Origin of the sequence: Janthinobacterium silvisoli, assembly GCF_014200725.1 — a bacterium.
Classification (GTDB): domain Bacteria; phylum Pseudomonadota; class Gammaproteobacteria; order Burkholderiales; family Burkholderiaceae_D; genus Janthinobacterium.
The window spans coordinates 2166360-2182450 of record NZ_JACHCL010000001.1; the positions used below are offsets into that span (position 1 = coordinate 2166360).

Consider the following 16091-nt stretch of genomic DNA (forward strand, 5'->3'; position numbering starts at 1 on the left):
CGGTCCCAGGCGCAATGTCTTACAGCCAGCCCTTCACCACCATGGCTTTGGACACATAACGCGCCAACAGCAGGTTGTTGAACGGGGTAGGATGCACATCATCGGCATACGAGTAATGACTCACGTCACCGGCTTTCAGGTTGCTGCCATTACAAACGAGCGAGCTGCCCAGGGGATTCTTGGCCGGGGTCAGGTCGCAGGCGGTGTCGGTCACATTGGTCAAGCCATACGGGGCTGGATTGGTGGCCTGGTCGTGACTGACGGCAAACACATCGACCACCAGCACTTTCGGCTCGCTAGACAGGGTATTCAATGCACCGTTGTAAGCGCTGACCATGGCATTGATCAAAGCCTTGGTCGAGGCGTCCTTGCTCAGGCCGGAAGGCGTGTTGGCGATATCGGGCAGGTTATTGACCACCACGCGCGTCGCGCCATTCGCAATGATCTGGTTTTTCACCAGCGCCACCAGATCGTTGCCAGCCGTTGCCATGGCGGCCACCAGTGCCGGGCCTTGGGCAGCAGCATAAGCAGCGCCGGCAGCAGCGCCAGCGGCGTTGCCGGTGGCGGTAGCGTCCGCTTGCGCCTTGGCGACCAGCGGGCCGTAACCGGCCGGCGTGCCGACGGCCGTATTGCCGGCGAGGACGGCAGCTTGCACGGCAGCACCCACAATCGATGCAGAGGTTGCACCTGGCGCCGCGGCGGCCGCTGCCACTGCTGCACCGATGGATTGCGCAGCAGTCGCAGGATTAGGGGCACCGGCAGCGAAGGCCGCGACCAGATTGGCGGCAAAAGCTTGCGCGCCTGCCTGTGCGCCGGCAGCGGTACCGGCAGCGGTGGCACCAGACTGCAGGGCACCCAGCTGGAACAAGGCGTCATTACCGCCTGCCATCACGAAAACGATTTCATCGCCCTTGAACTTGCCGCCGACGGCTGCCAGGTGATTGCTGATCTGGGTGACGACCGGCACGGTCAACGCGCCCAGCGCGCTACCCGTCAATTTATTATTAGGGCCAACCGGATTGGTCACGCGCGAACCGCCCATGGCGTAGCCGTAGCAGCCGGTATTGAATTTGATGGGTACCGAGAAACCCTGGCTGGCGTCGCCATCGAGGCCAGTTTCCGCTGCGCACGGTGCTGGCAGGCTGAATTGCGCCGCCATCAGTTCGGTCCAGTTCTTGCCCGTCAGTTCAGGATTGATGGATCTGTTATCGCCATTGATGGTGAATTTGCCACCTTTCAATGCAGCAACCGTGCCGACGGCATAGGAACCCACATCGGACAGGCTGTCGCCAAACGATACCTGGGCGCTGTATTTCACTTTCAGTGTCTGATCTCCGGCGGTCGAGCCACCGCAACCGGCCAGAACAGCCGCAGCCAATACGGCCAGCGCGAATTTTGTTTGATGCATTTTGTCTCCTTGGGTCTTTTTCTGGTTTCTAAACGAACGGGCGTGCTATTCGCTACCCACCTAATATGCCATCGTTCTGTAGACTTGTATAGAAATTATGTTTCAAAAATCAGCCAAATTACAACAATGTTGCCACCCATCGACGCGGGAGTTTGGGGCAGATTATGGCTTATTAACTATGTTTCGTGGCAAGCACTTCTATTGCGCTGCATCAAGAAAAAGCCCCGTGAGGGGCTTTTTTTATGCGTCGAGGAATTGCTGCAAGATACCACTTGAGCCGAAAGCGGCACGCCGCAGACGGTCATTGATGCCCAGCCAATCCGGGCCGGTGGGCGGTGCTTCCACCAGTATCAGCTCGGCGCCGACCTGGTCCATCGTGCGCAGCGAGGCATACAGCGCATGTGCGTAACCTTGCGGATCGGCAGTCAGGCGCACGCTGGCGCTGGCCGGCGGCAAATCCGAGTAATGGATCAGGGCCACGCGACGGCCATCGTTCAGTAACCGGTTGAGCGTTTCGCCCAGATCATCCTTGTGTTGCATCGCAACAGGCGTATGCGGTGCGTAATGCGATTCCAACGTACCGGATGCGCGCGGCGCGGCCGCATCGGCCAGGGCGGGCGCGCGGCCAATCACGGCAGCAATCTGTTCGCTGCTGATATGGCCAGGGCGCAACAGCACGGGACCATGCGTTGCCAGGCGTGACAAATCGACGATGGTCGACTCGATACCGACTTCGCTTTGGCCGCCATCGAGCACCGCGCCCAGCAAGCCGCTGGCGAGCTCATCGCTGAACTCATCGCGCACATGCTGCGCCGTAGTGGGGCTGACATTGCCGAATTTATTCGCCGACGGCGCCGCCAGGCCGCCCTTGCCGCCCTTGAATTCTTGCAGCAAGGCGATGGCCACCGGATGCGACGGGCAGCGCAAGCCCACCGTATCTTGTCCACCGGAAACAGCGTCGGGGATATGCGCGGCGCGCTTGACGATCAGGGTCAGCGGGCCAGGCCAGAAGGCCGCCACCAGTTGCTGCGCTTCCTGCGGTAAATCATCGGACCAGTGTGTCAAATCTGCGCCCGGCGCCACGTGCACAATTACCGGGTGATCGGACGGACGGCCCTTCGCTTGATAAATGCGCGCCACGGCAGCCGGGTTTTCCGCGTCGGCGCCCAGGCCGTACACGGTTTCCGTGGGAAAAGCCGCCAGTGCGCCCTTTTCCAGCAGACGCGCGGCGGCCGCGATCGCGGCCAGGTCCAGTGTTTGTTCAGCCACACTCACGGCGCAATTCCCAGGATCAGGCAGGCGGCGTGCAACTGGGCTTGCGCCTCCTGCAGGCTGGCAGCGACAAACGTCAGATGGCCCATCTTGCGGCCCCGGCGCGGATCATTCTTGCCATACAGATGCAAATTTGCGCCTGGCAAGGCCAGGATGCGGTCCCAGGCCGGTTCGCGCGCCGTGTCGCTGTCGCCGTCAAACCAGACATCGCCGAGGATGTTGAGCATCACGGCTGGCGAGTGCTGGCGCACATCGCCCAGCGGCAGGCGCGCCATGGCCCGCACCTGCTGCGCAAACTGGCTGGTGACGCAGGCATCCATCGTGTAGTGGCCACTGTTATGCGGACGGGGCGCCATTTCATTGACTACCAGGCTGCCATCGGTCAGCACGAAAAATTCGATGCACAGCACGCCCACATAGCCAAGCTCGGCCACAATGACTTGCGCCGCCTGCTGCGCGCGGGCGGCACTCTCGCCGGACACATTCGGCCCCGGCACGGTGGTGCTAAACAAGATGCCATCGCGGTGCACGTTCTCGGCAATCGGATACACCACCGACTGGCCATCCACACCGCGCGCCGTCAGCACCGAGACTTCATAGGCCAGCGGCAACATCTTTTCCAGCAGACAGACGACCTGACCCATTTCTTCAAACGCGGTCCGTACATCGTCGCGCGTAGACACGCGGTACTGGCCCTTGCCGTCATAGCCCATGCGCACGGTTTTCAAGATACCGGGCAACAAATCGTCGCCGATATCGTCGATATCCTGCACCGTGGCAATCACCTTGTGCGGCGCCGGCAACACGCCCGACTTGGCGGAACAATCGACAAAGAAACGTTTTTCGGCGATACGGTCTTGCGCCACCGATACGCCATGGGCGTTAGGCGCCACAAAGACGCTTTGCGCCAGGCGGAACAGGCTGTCGGCAGGAACGTTTTCAAATTCGGTGGTAACGGCAAGACACTGTGCGGCCAGCGCATCAAGGCCGGCCACATCGCTGTAAGCGGCCTCGACTACGCGCTGGGCAAGCTGTCCTGCAGGGCAGTCGCTGGCAGGTTCCAGCACCGCCACCTGATAACCCATGGCTTGCGCCGCCTGGGCAAACATGCGGCCCAGCTGGCCGCCGCCCATTACGCCCAGCCAGGCTGGCGGCGTGGCGGCTGGCAAAATAGGACTGAACTTCGGATTACTCATTCGTGACTCATTATGCAAGCGGCAGTGCCATGGCCTTGGCGGCCTCGGTTTGCGTGACGCGGAATGCTTCCAGTTTGCCGGCCAGCGCGTCATCGGTGGAAGCGATCATGGCGACCGCCGTTAATGCCGCATTGGCAGCGCCTGCTTCACCGATGGCGAAGGTGGCCACCGGCACACCCTTGGGCATTTGCACGATGGACAGCAGCGAATCTTCACCGCGCAAATACTTCGACGGCACGGGCACGCCCAGCACCGGCACGATGGTCATCGCAGCCACCATGCCAGGCAGATGCGCTGCACCGCCAGCGCCGGCGATGATGGCGCGCAAGCCGCGCGCGCGGGCGCTCTTGGCGTAGGCATACATCTCGTCGGGCATGCGGTGCGCGGAAATGACTTGCGCTTCAAACGGCACGCCAAACTGTTTCAGGATGGCCACCGCGTTTTGCATCACGTCCCAGTCCGAAGACGAGCCCATGATGATGCCGACCAGCGGCTGTTGTTGCAGATCACTCATCTTATGCCTTCAGCTTTTCGCCCGTCAGGCGCTCGATGGCTTCGAAATACTTGGCCTGGGTTTTGTCGATCACGTCCGCCGGCAGCGCAGGCGCCGGTGCAGTTTTGCCCCAGGTCAACGTTTCCAGGTAATCGCGCACGAATTGCTTGTCGAACGATGGCGGCGACATGCCAGGCTGATACGAGTCAGCAGGCCAGAAGCGCGACGAGTCGGCCGTCAGCACTTCATCCATCAAATGCATCACGCCATTGTCATCGAGGCCAAATTCAAACTTGGTGTCGGCGATGATGATGCCGCGCGTAGCCGCATAATCGGCAGCCGCTTTATACAGTGCAATGCTGACGTCGCGCATCTTGGCAGCCAGTTCGGCACCGATGCGGTTTTCCATTTCGGCAAAGCTGATGTTTTCATCATGCTCGCCCAGATCAGCCTTGGCCGCCGGGGTGAACAGGGGCTCAGGCAGCTTTTCAGCCTGCTGCAAGCCGGCTGGCAGTTGAATGCCGCAAATGCTGCCCGTATCCTGGTAATCTTTCCAGCCCGAACCGATGATGTAACCGCGCACCACCGCCTCGACCATGATGGGTTTCAGGCGCTTGGCGACCACGGCACGGCCTTGCACTTGTTCCACTTCCTCAGGCGCCACCACCGATTCCGGCGCCACGCCCGTCAAATGATTCGGCACGATATGGCCCAGTTTCTCGAACCAGAAGTCGCTCATCTGATTGAGGACCTTGCCCTTGCCTGGAATCGGCTCGTTCATGACGACATCGAAAGCCGACAGACGGTCGGTGGTGACGATCAGGATCTTGTCGTCGCCGACGGCATAGTTGTCGCGAACCTTGCCGTGGCCCAGCAATGGCAGGGAATGGATGGAAGTCTGATAGAGGCTGTTCATAGCGGAGGAGGAATGATTTGATGAAACAAAACCGGCAGGCAGGGGCTTGCCTGCCGGTCAAGAATATCGGGCACGGACTGCGTTTGCAGCCCGCTCCAGACAGAATTTTACTTCACAATCTGCGACAGCTCGCCGGCCTTGTAGCGCTCAGCCATTTTTTCCATCGGGATGACCTTGATTTTCGACGCCTGGCCTTCGCAGCCGAACGCCTGGAAGCGGGCGCGCACGATCTGCTCGGCGGCGGCGCGGGCAGGCTTGAGGAAGTCGCGCGGGTCGAACTTCGATGGGTTTTCAAACAGGAATTTACGCGTCGCTGCCGTCATCGCCAGGCGGATGTCGGTATCGATATTGATCTTGCGCACGCCGTGACGGATGCCTTCCTGGATTTCTTCTACCGGCACGCCGTAGGTTTCCTTCATGTCACCGCCGAATTCACGGATGATGGCCAGCAATTCCTGCGGCACCGACGAAGAACCGTGCATCACCAGATGGGTGTTCGGGATGCGCGCGTGGATTTCCTTGATGCGGTCGATGGCCAGGATGTCGCCGGTCGGCTTGCGGGTAAACTTGTAGGCGCCGTGCGAAGTGCCGATGGCGATCGCCAGCGCGTCGCACTGGGTGCGCTGCACGAAGTCGGCAGCTTGGGCCACATCGGTCAGCAATTGTTCGCGCGTCATGGTGCCGTCGGCGCCATGACCGTCTTCCTTGTCGCCCTTCATGGTTTCCAGCGAACCGAGCACGCCCAGTTCCGCTTCCACCGTCACGCCGATGGCGTGCGAGAATTTCACCACTTCACGCGACACGTCCACATTGTATTCGTAGGAAGCGACCGACTTGCCATCGGCTTCCAGCGAACCGTCCATCATCACGGACGTGAAGCCCGAGCGGATGGCGGCCATGCAGACGGCTGGCGACTGGCCATGGTCTTGATGCATGACAACAGGAATGTGTGGATAGGCTTCGACAGCGGCGTCGATCAGGTGGCGCAAAAACGCTTCGCCAGCGTACTTGCGCGCGCCAGCCGACGCTTGCATGATCACCGGGCTGTTGAGCGCATCGGCGGCAGCCATGATGGCTTGCACTTGCTCCAGGTTATTGACGTTGAAAGCAGGGATGCCATAACCGTTTTCGGCGGCATGGTCCAGCAATTGACGCATGGATACGAGAGACATGGTAATACTCCAGAGAACAATAGAAACTGTTGCAGCGCTTCGCGGCTGATGGCCGCGCCGGCGCCTGATTTAATAGAACGTCCAACAAACTGTTCAGGGCTAGGCGCGTTGCCGAAGGCAGTACGACTAGTACGACAAGGCAATGCAACAACACCCTGGACTGTTTGTTCGGCGTTCTTTAATGGAATTCGCCTACTTTTACTATCTTCAAGGCATTCGTGCCACCGGCCTGCCCCATCGGCTCACCCCAGGTGACGACGATCAGGTCGCCCTTTTTCACGGTACCGTTGCCAACAAGCAAATCTTCCGCCTGCCTCAGCACTTGTTCGCTCGGTGCGTCCTGCAGCAGATGATACGCCCGCACATTGCGGTACAGCGCCGCCTTGCGCAAGGTTGTGACGCTAGGCGTCAGCGCAAAGATGGGTGTGTCGATGCTGTGGCGGCTCATCCACAGGGCGGTGGAACCCGATTCCGTCAGCGCCACGATGGCTTTCACGCGCAAATGGTGGGCGGTAAACAGCGCGCCATAGGCAATCGACTGGTCGATGCGGGTAAACGTGACGTTGAGAAAATCAGCGTCGAGCTTGTTGTATTCGGACTGCTCCGCTTCCACGCAGATGGCGGCCATCATTTCCACCGTCTCGATCGGGTATTTGCCGGAAGCCGTTTCCGCCGAGGTCATCACGGCGTCCGTGCCATCGAGCACGGCATTGGCCACGTCGGACACTTCGGCGCGGGTCGGCACGGCGTTGACGATCATCGATTCCATCATTTGCGTGGCCGTGATCGCCAGCTTGTTCGAGGCGCGCGCCATCTTGATCATGCGCTTTTGCAAGGCCGGCACAGCCGCATTGCCCACTTCCACCGCCAGGTCGCCACGCGCCACCATGATGCCATCCGAGGCATCGAGGATTTCCTGCAGCGCAGGAATCGCTTCGGCGCGCTCGATCTTGGCGATCATCATCGGCTTGTGGTGGAACGGTTCGCCGGCGATATTGGCCAGCTGGCGCGCCATTTCCATATCGGTCGCGCTTTTCGGGAAGGAAATGGCCAGATAGTCAGCCTGGAAACTCATGGCCGTCTTGATGTCTTCCATATCCTTGGCCGTCAGCGCCGACGCCGTCAAGCCACCGCCCTGGCGGTTGATGCCCTTGTTGTTCGACAACTCACCGCCGATTTTGACCGTCGTGTGGATTTCGCTGCCGTGGATGCGCTCGACGATCAGCACGATCAAGCCGTCATTGAGCAGCAGCACATCATGCTTGTGCAAGTCGCGCGGCAAGGCCTTGTAGTCGAGGCCGACGCGCTCCTGGTTGCCCAGTTCGCCATTCTCGCCCCACTTGGCGTCGAGTATGAACTTGTCACCTGCTTCGAGTTGGATGCGGCTGTTTTCAAACTTGCCGACACGAATCTTCGGACCTTGCATATCGGCCATGATAGCCACTTCGCGGCCGCATTCGGCAGCCGCCTGGCGCACCAGCGCCGCGCGGTCGATATGGTCTTGCGCCTTGCCGTGGGAAAAATTGAGCCGCACCACATCGACGCCCGCTCGTATCATCTTGACCAGGATATCGAAGTTGGTCGAGGCGGGGCCGATGGTTGCTACGATTTTTGTACCGCGTGGCATAGGATTCCTTATGCGCCAAACAAGACGCTAAACAAGACGCTAACTAAGCAAGGCCAGGCGGCGACACCGCCCGGCAAGGTAAAAGCGCAGCGGTCAGGCTGCGCTTGGTACTGTTCTGTTACGTCGTGCGCCTTAAGCGGCGCGCTGCATCAGGATTTCCACGGCCGGTAAAGTCTTGCCTTCCAGGAACTCCAGGAAAGCGCCGCCGCCCGTCGAGATATAGCTGATCTTGTCGGTGATATCGTATTTGGCAATCGCCGCCAGGGTGTCGCCGCCGCCAGCGATCGAGAAAGCGCTCGATTCGGCAATCGCCAGCGCCAAGGTCTTGGTGCCGTTGCCGAACTGGTCGAATTCGAACACGCCGACCGGGCCATTCCAGACGATGGTGCCGGCAGCCTTGATCTGCTGCGCCAGCAGGGCCGCTGTTTTCGGGCCGATATCGAGGATCATGTCGTCGTCCGCCACGTCGGCCACATCTTTCACCGTTGCAACTGCCGTCGGCGAGAATTCCTTGGCGCACACGACATCGACTGGAATCGGCACTTGCGCGCCGCGCTTGGCCATGATGTCGATGATGGCCTTGGCTTCGTCGACCAGTTCCGCTTCCACCAGCGACTTGCCGATATTCAAGCCAACGGCTTTCATGAAGGTATTGGCGATGCCGCCGCCGACGATCAGGTTATCGACCTTGTCGGACAGCGCTTTCAGGATGGTCAGCTTGCTCGATACTTTCGAGCCAGCAACGATGGCCAGCAGCGGACGGGCCGGAGCGTGCAGCGCTTTCCCCAGGGCGTCGAGTTCGGCAGCCAGCAATGGGCCGGCGCAAGCGATTGGGGCGAACTTGGCGATGCCGTGCGTCGAAGCTTCGGCGCGGTGGGCCGTGCCAAACGCGTCATTGACGTAGATATCGCACAGCTTGGCCATTTTTTGCGCCAGTTCATCGCTGTTTTTCTTTTCGCCCTTGTTGACGCGCACGTTTTCCAGCAATACCACTTGGCCGGCCGCGAGGTTTTCCAGGCCCGCGCCATCGACCCAGTTTTGTTTCAATTCCACTGGCTGACCCAGCAGTTCGGACAAGCGGGCGGCCACTGGCGCCAGGCTGTCTTCGGACTTGAATTCGCCTTCCGTCGGACGGCCCATATGCGAGGTCACCATCACGGCAGCGCCAGCAGCGGCGGCCGCACGAATGGCGGGCACCGAAGCGCGGATGCGCGTATCTTCGGTAATCTTGCCACTGTCATCTTGCGGAACGTTCAGGTCGGCGCGGATAAAGACGCGCTTGCCTTGCAGTGCATTTTGGGCGATCAAATCTTGCAGACGGACGAAGTTGAGAACAGCTGACATGGCGATCCAGATGACGAGTGGAAGGAAGTGCGCTATTTTACCGCAAGCACCAGACCAAATCGCCGATTTGTCCGGGATTACTGAAAAACATACAACAAAGACAATTTCATAAAAAAATGCCTGGGTACGCGCTATCGTTTGCAACATGTCATCAGGCGCGATGATGCGCTTGATACGCATGGACAGGGCCACGCGGCTACTGTGGTACGGGCACAACAATACTTCGCAGAGCACAGGCAGACAGGAAAGTGGCCCCATCCTCGGACAATCGGGTATCCCGGCGCCGCCGATGGCGTATAGTCAGGCCCAGCCGCCTGCCAGTGGAAGCTTATCAAAGCTGCCATTTCAGCCATGATTTTTGCTGCCTGCCCGAATCCGTTAAAATCTAGCCTTGGCAGTAGCCGATTCTCCCTAACGATATCCCCAACACAGCCTCACGGAGCATGACAAGATGACACACACCACCCAGCCAGCGGTCGAACTCGACGGTAAAGACCTGCCTGCCCACTGCCCTAACCCGGCCATGCCGCTGTGGTCGTCGCATCCGCGCGTGTTTCTGGAGTTCAATAAAGATGGCGTGGCCAAATGCCCATACTGCGGCACGGCCTACACGCTGAAGGAAGGCGCCAGCGCCGGCCATCATTAATCGCCAGACGGCGCGCCCACTAAACAGCGCGCCGTTTTTATTTGCAGCCCAGCACTGAAGCTCGCAAGAGCGGAGTCCCCATGAAAAGTCTGAAGGAATTAAATGGCAGCGCCGCCGAAGTGGAAGCGGCCTTCTACGATGCGCTCAACCGCGCCGATCTCGAAGCGCTGATGGCGCTGTGGGCCGATGATGAAGAGATCGTCTGCATCCACCCAGGCGGCGTGCGCCTGATCGGGCATGCGGCCATCCGCGCCTCGTGGGCCAGCATCCTGACCGGCGGCGGCCTGCATATCGTGCCGGTGCAACTGCATGAAACGCATAATCTGATGAGTTCGATACACACGGTGATCGAAGGCGTCACCACCGGCGATAACGGTCCAGAACATTTGCTGGCGAGCAATGTGTACATCAAGACCCCACGCGGCTGGCGCATCGTGCTGCATCACGCCTCGATCGCACCGGGCGGCGCGCCGGCCGATAACGCAGGAGCGCAGATACTCCATTAAGCTTCACCCATGAATTACATTTCCCCGCTCTGGTTGCCCAACGGCCATTTGCAAACGATTTATCCGGCCATGTGCATCAGCAAGCCCAAGGTAGCCTTCCGGCGCGAGCGCTGGACGGCGCCCGATGGCGACTTTGTCGATGTGGACCTGGTCGATGGCCAGCCGGGTCTGCCCTTCGTGGTGCTGTTCCACGGTCTGGAAGGCTCGTCGAACAGCCATTACGCACGGGCATTGATGGCCGAAGTGGCGGCGCGCGGCTGGTCGGGCGCGGTACCGCATTTTCGCGGCTGCTCGGGCGAGGCCAATCTGGCTCCCCGCTTCTACCATTCCGGCGATGCGCAGGAAGTGGACTGGGTGCTGCGCAAGCTGCATCCGCGCGCCACCGGGAAATTTTACGCAGCCGGCGTCTCGCTGGGCGGCAACGCCCTGCTGTGCTGGCTGGGCCAGTCGCAGCATGCGGCCGACATCGTCGATGCGGCTGGCGCCGTTTCCGCCCCGCTGGACCTGGCGCAAGGCGGCAAGGCCCTGTCCACGGGTGCCAACCGGCTATATACGCGCATGTTCTTGCGTACCCTGAAACCAAAATGCCTGGCCAAGCTGGAACAGTTTCCCGGCTTGTTTGCGCGCGAGACCATGCTGGCTGCGCGCAATTTGCATGATTTCGACAATGTCGTCACGGCGCCGCTGCATGGCTACCGCGACGCCGACGATTACTGGGACCGCGCCAGCGCCAAACACGTGTTGCACGACATCACCGTACCCACCCTGGTGCTGAACGCCCGCAATGACCCATTCTTGCCGGGACGCTATCTGCCCGAGAGCGCCTCATCCAGGGTACAGCTTGACTATCCGCACCACGGCGGCCACGTCGGCTTTGCCGCCGGCAAGCTGCCTGGACGCCTCGATTGGCTGCCACAGCGGCTGATCCACTTTTTTGAAGAGGCCAGCGGCGCGCCATCAGCCAAACAAAGCTGTCACGCTGACGCAAAACACCCCCACACGGAACACAGTTTACATGGATGAACTCGTCAAACAGGCGCTGACCAAATGGCCGAATGTACCCCACTGCTACGGCTGGCTGGGCCTGGACGCGCGCGGCCACTGGCGCATGCGCGACCAGCGCGCGCAGCAATTGCAGCTGCCCGGCGACAAGATCGTCCATGCCGCCTTGCTGGGCTTTATCAACCGCAATTATGGACACGATGAACGGGGCTGCTGGTTTTTCCAGAATGGCCCGCAGCGCGTCTATCTGAACCTGGAAGCGACTCCCTATATCGCCCGCAGCGACCCGCAGCACGGATTCTTGCTGCAAACGGGTACGGCGCTGGAGCATATCGACGCAGCATATCTGTGCGACAACGGCGCCCTGATCCTGCATGGTGGCGAGATCGTTGCCCAGCTCGATGACCGCGACCTGGCCCACGTACTGCCAGCGCTGCGCCTGGCTGGCCAGAGCGTCACCGATGATGGCTTGCTGGCCTGGCTGGCAGATGGCAAGCCAGCGTTGACCTTATTGCATGCGGAAAAAGAGATCAGCGTGCAGCCGCTGGCCCATGCCACGATGGCCCAGTATTTCGGTTTCCAGCAAGCGCCGCAACCTGGCCTGCCATCATCATGATTTCTGATCCTTAATTTGCTCGCGGCGTTTTTCCTGCAGCTCCCGTTCGCGCGCATCGATCACCGCCTGGTCATAAAACGTGGCGTCGGTGGACTTGCGGGCAATCGTCAACTGGTCCAGCGCGGCCATGGTGGCGCCCTGCAACACATACGATTCGGCCAGGGCCATATGCTGCAAGGTCATCTTGCCCTGGCCCGCATAGGCTTTCGCCAGCAAGTCATACAGTGCCGGCTCTTCCCGGTATAGCTGCACCTGGTCGCGCAGATACAGGGTCGCCTGCTCCAGCTTGCCAGCGGCAATCTGTGCTTCCGCATACTGGTAAGCAATACCGCGCGACAGGGGAAACTTCTGGCGCGCCGCATCGGCCTCTTTCATCGCCTGTTCCGCCACTTCCGGCTTTTGCCCCGGTATCAACAACACTTCCAGCGCCATCGCCGCCAGCAGCGAATTGGGCGGCTGCGTGCCGACCGAAGTAAACACATTGGACGCGGCCGGCCGGTACAGGGCCGCATTGGCCGCGTCGAGTTCGGCCTGGGCTTCGGCTACCTTGCCCTGCTTGATGGCGACAAACGCCAGTCCATAGTGGGCCGCCGTCAGCTGGAAGCGGCTTTGCAGCTCCAGCTGTGTCTTGAAATAAGCTTGTGCATTAAGCAAGCCCTGCATGCTTTCATCCTGCAGCACACGTGCCCGCGCACGGGCCAGGTGGAAATTGAGGCTATCGGGGCGCTGCTTGTAGGGCTGCTCGCGGATGCGCGCCTGGATGTCGGCAATCCGCTCCGTCGTCAGCGGGTGGGTTTGCAAATAAGCGGGTACCAGGTCGCTATAGGAACGGCTGGCCGCCTGCATGCGGCCAAAGAAAGCCACCATGCCGGTAGTGTCAAAACCGGCTTCGCCCATGATCTGGAAACCGATGCGGTCGGCCTCGCGTTCGGCATCGCGGCCAAAGTTGAGCTGGCGCTGGATGGCCAGGCCCTGCCCTGCGGCAAACACGCCGATGGCCGCATCGCCGCCCGCGCGCGACGCCAGCGCCGCCAGCAAAATGGCGACCAGCGGCAGCAAGGCATCCTGGCGCTGCTGGCCCAGCATGCGCGCGATATGCCGCTGGGCCACGTGGCCGATTTCATGCGACAACACGGACGCCAGTTCCGCCTCGCTTTGCGCGGCCAGCAACAGAGCCGAGTGGACGCCGATAAAGCCGCCCGGCAAGGCGAAGGCATTCAATTGCGGATCGCGGACGACGAAAAAATAATAGTCATAACTGGTCTCGCCCCGCACGCTGGGACGCGCCGCCACCAGCGCATTGCCGAAGGTGTTCATATATTCGAGCAAGGGCGCATCGTCGAGATAATCGCGGTCGCCGCGCAATTCGCGCATGATCTCTTCGCCAACCTTGCGTTCCATCGCCGGCGACAAGTCTTCACGCGAGGTATCGCCCAGATTGGGCAAATTCGGCGCTGGCGGCACGGCCAATGGCGTCCAGCTGCCGGCCGGTTTCACAGGCACCGTGGTCGGCGCATCTGCATGGACCAGCGGCGCTGCCAGCAGCGCAGCCAGCAGCGGCGCCAGCACGCGCGCGCGCAGGCGGAAATGACAGGGATGAGAGGTGGGTTTTGATTTCACGGGTGATATGATACCTCGTAAGCATCGGCGTTTCTCACATGCAAATGCCTGATCTGTTTGCCATATGCCCTATGACCACCTCTTTCCATCCTGACCCGACGCCATGACAATATCCGACAAGCAAGCCCCCGCCAGGGAACTGAGCCACTTCGACGCCGCTGGCCAAGCCCATATGGTCGATGTCGGCGGCAAGCAAGACACGCGCCGCAGCGCCGTGGCCGCCGGCACCATCCGCATGCAGCCAGCCACCCTGGCCCTGATCGTTTCCGGCAATGCCAGGAAAGGCGACGTGCTGGGCATCGCCCGCATCGCCGCCATCATGGCTGCCAAGCGCACCAGCGATTTAATCCCCCTGTGCCACCCGCTGGCATTGACGCGCGTCACGGTCGACTTCGAAGTGGACCAAGCCGCCAGCAGCGTCCATTGCCGCGCCCAGGTCGACACGACAGGCAAGACCGGGGTGGAAATGGAAGCGCTGACGTCCGTGCAGATCGGGCTGCTGACCATCTATGACATGTGCAAGGCCGTGGACCGGGGCATGGTCATGACCAATGTGCGGGTGCTGGAAAAGCATGGCGGGAAAAGTGGGGATTGGACGGCGGCGGTGTAAGAGCGAGCCTGATCGCGGCAATTCTTATTTTATTGAAGGAATGTCTTCAGTTCCAAGCTGAGCAAAGAAGTCGTCATGATCAGTCAGCTTGCCATCACTCACCTGTTTTCTGCCCTGCGCAAGAATACGCAGCATGGCAAGTTGCTCTTGTCTCTGTTGATAGCTTAAAACATCTTCGACTATCGCTTGCACCTTGCCGTTGACCGTAATGACCACTGGATCACGCTTCTCCTGCAGCCGCTTCAACACATGGCTGGTGTTCGCTCTCAGGTAACTGATGGTTTGAATGCCGAAAATGTTCATGCATTCCTCCTTCATTTGACAGAGACACGATAGCACGGCATGCGCAAATCTACTAGCCAGCCCTGGCTGCTGTTCACTATTCAGCGAGGCCAGGCCGCAGCTTGCTGGCGCCGCAGATCCCATAACAACCACCCGCCACCCACCAGGCACAGCGCGATAATCGCCATCGACAGGGGCAAGTGGAATTGCTCCCGTCCCGCCAGCGCGAAGCCGGCGTGGATTAAAAAGGTGGCGGTGCCGAGAGTCGCGCAGCAGGCGGCATAAAACGGTGCGCGCGCGGTAGCCAGCACCACGTGGCGGTAGCCGCTCAGCACCAGGGCGATCGCCGCCAGGTTGAAGACGAGGAAACCCTGCACTCCGCCCGGCAGATAAAACATCTCCCACTCTTGCCAATAGGCTGCATCGATCTGATGCAGGATCAGGCACAGCATGGTGAAAAAGTAGCTACGCGTCATGTGTCGTTTTAATCTTCGTCAATATTAACGCAATTGTAAGACGCAAATCGTGTCTACGGCGGAATTGCAATATTTTTACACGTCAATCATGATTTCCTTGACACAAATGCTTTTTGACTAAGAATCATGCATACTCCCATTCAATCCCATTGATATGAGTCACCCGCATGACAAGTAACAAACCCGCCACGGAAACCAAGCTCCAGGAGTTCGAATTTGAAGCAATGAATCTGCAGGTAGGCGGGCGCATCCAGTTTATTACGCACCGCGCCATCAAGCCCATCCAGCATTTTTCGACCCTGATCGGCTATATCAAAGATGAGTATTTGATCGTCAAGATTCCCATGGACAACGGCGGCCCCATCGTGCTTAACGAAGGCGACAAGCTGACCATCCGCGTGTTTTCCGGCGTTACTGTCTGTTCTTTTGCCTGCAGCGTGCTGCGCATCTTCGGCCGCCCGCTCAATTATGCGCACCTGAGTTTTCCCGACGCGATACAGGGCACCAGCCTGCGCACAGCCATGCGCGTAAAGGTCGAGATACCGGCGCAACTGAGCTATGCGGAAGAAGCCGCCATGCCCGTGCAAATCGTCAATCTCAGCGTGTCAGGCGCGCTGATCGAGTCGCCAGCCATGCTCACGCCCGGCGACAAAGGCGTGACCTTGAGCTTTACCTTGCTGGCGCCACCGAACCGGCACCAGATGCGCCTCGACACGCGCGCCCGCATCCAGAATGTCAGCGTGGGCAAGCCGCCGAATGGCCATGCCGATGCACAGGCCGCCATCCATACCTACGGTTTGCAATTCATCGACCTGGAACCCACGCACTACACCCTGCTGCAAAACCTGACTTACGAAGCGCTGATCGTGGATAGGCAAAAAATCGTCTGAGACCAAGGCAGCAAG

17 protein-coding genes are annotated in these 16091 nt (G+C 60.1%); 6 read left to right on the forward strand and 11 right to left on the reverse strand.

What is annotated here, in order from left to right:
- Positions 1-19: 19 nt before the first annotated feature.
- From HDE75_RS09710 to HDE75_RS09745, 8 genes are all read right to left on the reverse strand, one after another.
- Positions 20-1408 carry an SGNH/GDSL hydrolase family protein gene (locus HDE75_RS09710; protein WP_183674420.1) on the reverse strand — a complete coding sequence of 463 codons (1389 nt, stop codon included), beginning with the start codon at positions 1406-1408 and terminating at the stop codon, positions 20-22.
- A 240-nt stretch (positions 1409-1648) separates the two neighbouring features.
- Positions 1649-2677, reverse strand: coding sequence for an L-threonylcarbamoyladenylate synthase (locus tag HDE75_RS09715; protein ID WP_183676555.1), 1029 nt, complete (start codon positions 2675-2677; stop codon positions 1649-1651).
- 2 nt (positions 2678-2679) lie between these two features.
- Complete coding sequence (locus HDE75_RS09720; RefSeq protein ID WP_183674417.1) at positions 2680-3876, reverse strand: 5-(carboxyamino)imidazole ribonucleotide synthase; 1197 nt, start codon at positions 3874-3876, stop codon at positions 2680-2682.
- Positions 3877-3886: 10 nt separating this feature from the next.
- Entirely contained in the window at positions 3887-4390 is a 504-nt protein-coding gene (gene purE, locus HDE75_RS09725; protein ID WP_183674414.1) for a 5-(carboxyamino)imidazole ribonucleotide mutase, read from the reverse strand.
- Position 4391: 1 nt separating this feature from the next.
- On the reverse strand, positions 4392-5285 hold the full coding sequence (locus HDE75_RS09730) for a phosphoribosylaminoimidazolesuccinocarboxamide synthase (RefSeq protein ID WP_183674411.1): 894 nt from the start codon (positions 5283-5285) through the stop codon (positions 4392-4394).
- Positions 5286-5392: 107 nt separating this feature from the next.
- Positions 5393-6457: a class II fructose-bisphosphate aldolase gene (gene fba / locus HDE75_RS09735; protein WP_183674408.1), complete on the reverse strand. Its 1065-nt coding sequence runs from the start codon at positions 6455-6457 to the stop codon at positions 5393-5395.
- A gap of 178 nt (positions 6458-6635) precedes the next feature.
- Positions 6636-8084 (reverse strand): pyruvate kinase, encoded by a 1449-nt coding sequence (gene pyk / locus HDE75_RS09740; protein ID WP_183674405.1) that lies wholly within the window; start codon positions 8082-8084, stop codon positions 6636-6638.
- 132 nt (positions 8085-8216) lie between these two features.
- The gene (locus HDE75_RS09745) at positions 8217-9428 is read right to left on the reverse strand and encodes a phosphoglycerate kinase (RefSeq protein ID WP_183674402.1); all 1212 of its coding nucleotides are present in this window, start codon (positions 9426-9428) and stop codon (positions 8217-8219) included.
- A gap of 451 nt (positions 9429-9879) precedes the next feature.
- Here HDE75_RS09745 and HDE75_RS09750 point away from each other — a divergent pair, with 451 nt between their 5' ends.
- From HDE75_RS09750 to HDE75_RS09765, 4 genes are all read left to right on the forward strand, one after another.
- Positions 9880-10074: a zinc-finger domain-containing protein gene (locus HDE75_RS09750; RefSeq protein WP_183674399.1), complete on the forward strand. Its 195-nt coding sequence runs from the start codon at positions 9880-9882 to the stop codon at positions 10072-10074.
- A gap of 80 nt (positions 10075-10154) precedes the next feature.
- Complete coding sequence (locus tag HDE75_RS09755; protein WP_183674396.1) at positions 10155-10580, forward strand: YybH family protein; 426 nt, start codon at positions 10155-10157, stop codon at positions 10578-10580.
- Between the two features lie 9 nt (positions 10581-10589).
- Positions 10590-11603: a YheT family hydrolase gene (locus tag HDE75_RS09760; protein ID WP_183674393.1), complete on the forward strand. Its 1014-nt coding sequence runs from the start codon at positions 10590-10592 to the stop codon at positions 11601-11603.
- Positions 11596-12198, forward strand: a complete 603-nt coding sequence (locus tag HDE75_RS09765; protein ID WP_183674390.1) for a DUF2946 family protein — start codon at positions 11596-11598, stop codon at positions 12196-12198. Before HDE75_RS09760 ends, HDE75_RS09765 begins: the two co-directional genes overlap by 8 nt.
- Here the strand turns inward: HDE75_RS09765 and HDE75_RS09770 are convergent.
- On the reverse strand, positions 12193-13701 hold the full coding sequence (locus HDE75_RS09770; RefSeq protein WP_311735097.1) for a beta-barrel assembly-enhancing protease: 1509 nt from the start codon (positions 13699-13701) through the stop codon (positions 12193-12195). The two genes, HDE75_RS09765 and HDE75_RS09770, sit on opposite strands and share 6 nt — an antisense overlap.
- 220 nt (positions 13702-13921) lie before the next feature.
- Between HDE75_RS09770 and moaC the strand changes: the two genes are divergently transcribed.
- A complete protein-coding gene (gene moaC / locus HDE75_RS09775; RefSeq protein WP_183674386.1) occupies positions 13922-14428 on the forward strand; it encodes a cyclic pyranopterin monophosphate synthase MoaC in 507 nt (168 codons plus the stop codon).
- Between the two features lie 24 nt (positions 14429-14452).
- Here the strand turns inward: moaC and HDE75_RS09780 are convergent, their stop codons facing one another.
- Both HDE75_RS09780 and HDE75_RS09785 read right to left on the reverse strand, forming a co-directional pair.
- The gene (locus HDE75_RS09780) at positions 14453-14731 is read right to left on the reverse strand and encodes a type II toxin-antitoxin system Phd/YefM family antitoxin (protein WP_183674383.1); all 279 of its coding nucleotides are present in this window, start codon (positions 14729-14731) and stop codon (positions 14453-14455) included.
- 80 nt (positions 14732-14811) lie between these two features.
- A complete protein-coding gene (locus tag HDE75_RS09785) occupies positions 14812-15186 on the reverse strand; it encodes a DUF6713 family protein (protein WP_183674380.1) in 375 nt (124 codons plus the stop codon).
- A 167-nt stretch (positions 15187-15353) separates the two neighbouring features.
- Between HDE75_RS09785 and HDE75_RS09790 the strand changes: the two genes are divergently transcribed.
- Positions 15354-16076, forward strand: coding sequence for a flagellar brake protein (locus HDE75_RS09790; RefSeq protein WP_183674377.1), 723 nt, complete (start codon positions 15354-15356; stop codon positions 16074-16076).
- Positions 16077-16091 lie beyond the last annotated feature (15 nt).

Bases quoted from the DNA above. Each gene is read 5' to 3' on its own strand.
- HDE75_RS09765 (WP_183674390.1), top strand. From the start codon at position 11,596: ATGGATGAACTCGTCAAACAGGCGCTGACCAAATGGCCGAATGTACCC.
- HDE75_RS09745 (WP_183674402.1), bottom strand. From the start codon at position 9,428: ATGTCAGCTGTTCTCAACTTCGTCCGTCTGCAAGATTTGATCGCCCAA.
- fba (WP_183674408.1), bottom strand. From the start codon at position 6,457: ATGTCTCTCGTATCCATGCGTCAATTGCTGGACCATGCCGCCGAAAAC.
- HDE75_RS09785 (WP_183674380.1), bottom strand. From the start codon at position 15,186: ATGACGCGTAGCTACTTTTTCACCATGCTGTGCCTGATCCTGCATCAG.
- HDE75_RS09750 (WP_183674399.1), top strand. From the start codon at position 9,880: ATGACACACACCACCCAGCCAGCGGTCGAACTCGACGGTAAAGACCTG.
- pyk (WP_183674405.1), bottom strand. From the start codon at position 8,084: ATGCCACGCGGTACAAAAATCGTAGCAACCATCGGCCCCGCCTCGACC.
- HDE75_RS09755 (WP_183674396.1), top strand. From the start codon at position 10,155: ATGAAAAGTCTGAAGGAATTAAATGGCAGCGCCGCCGAAGTGGAAGCG.
- HDE75_RS09790 (WP_183674377.1), top strand. From the start codon at position 15,354: ATGACAAGTAACAAACCCGCCACGGAAACCAAGCTCCAGGAGTTCGAA.
- HDE75_RS09720 (WP_183674417.1), bottom strand. From the start codon at position 3,876: ATGAGTAATCCGAAGTTCAGTCCTATTTTGCCAGCCGCCACGCCGCCA.
- moaC (WP_183674386.1), top strand. From the start codon at position 13,922: ATGACAATATCCGACAAGCAAGCCCCCGCCAGGGAACTGAGCCACTTC.
- HDE75_RS09710 (WP_183674420.1), bottom strand. From the start codon at position 1,408: ATGCATCAAACAAAATTCGCGCTGGCCGTATTGGCTGCGGCTGTTCTG.
- HDE75_RS09780 (WP_183674383.1), bottom strand. From the start codon at position 14,731: ATGAACATTTTCGGCATTCAAACCATCAGTTACCTGAGAGCGAACACC.
- purE (WP_183674414.1), bottom strand. From the start codon at position 4,390: ATGAGTGATCTGCAACAACAGCCGCTGGTCGGCATCATCATGGGCTCG.
- HDE75_RS09730 (WP_183674411.1), bottom strand. From the start codon at position 5,285: ATGAACAGCCTCTATCAGACTTCCATCCATTCCCTGCCATTGCTGGGC.
- HDE75_RS09760 (WP_183674393.1), top strand. From the start codon at position 10,590: ATGAATTACATTTCCCCGCTCTGGTTGCCCAACGGCCATTTGCAAACG.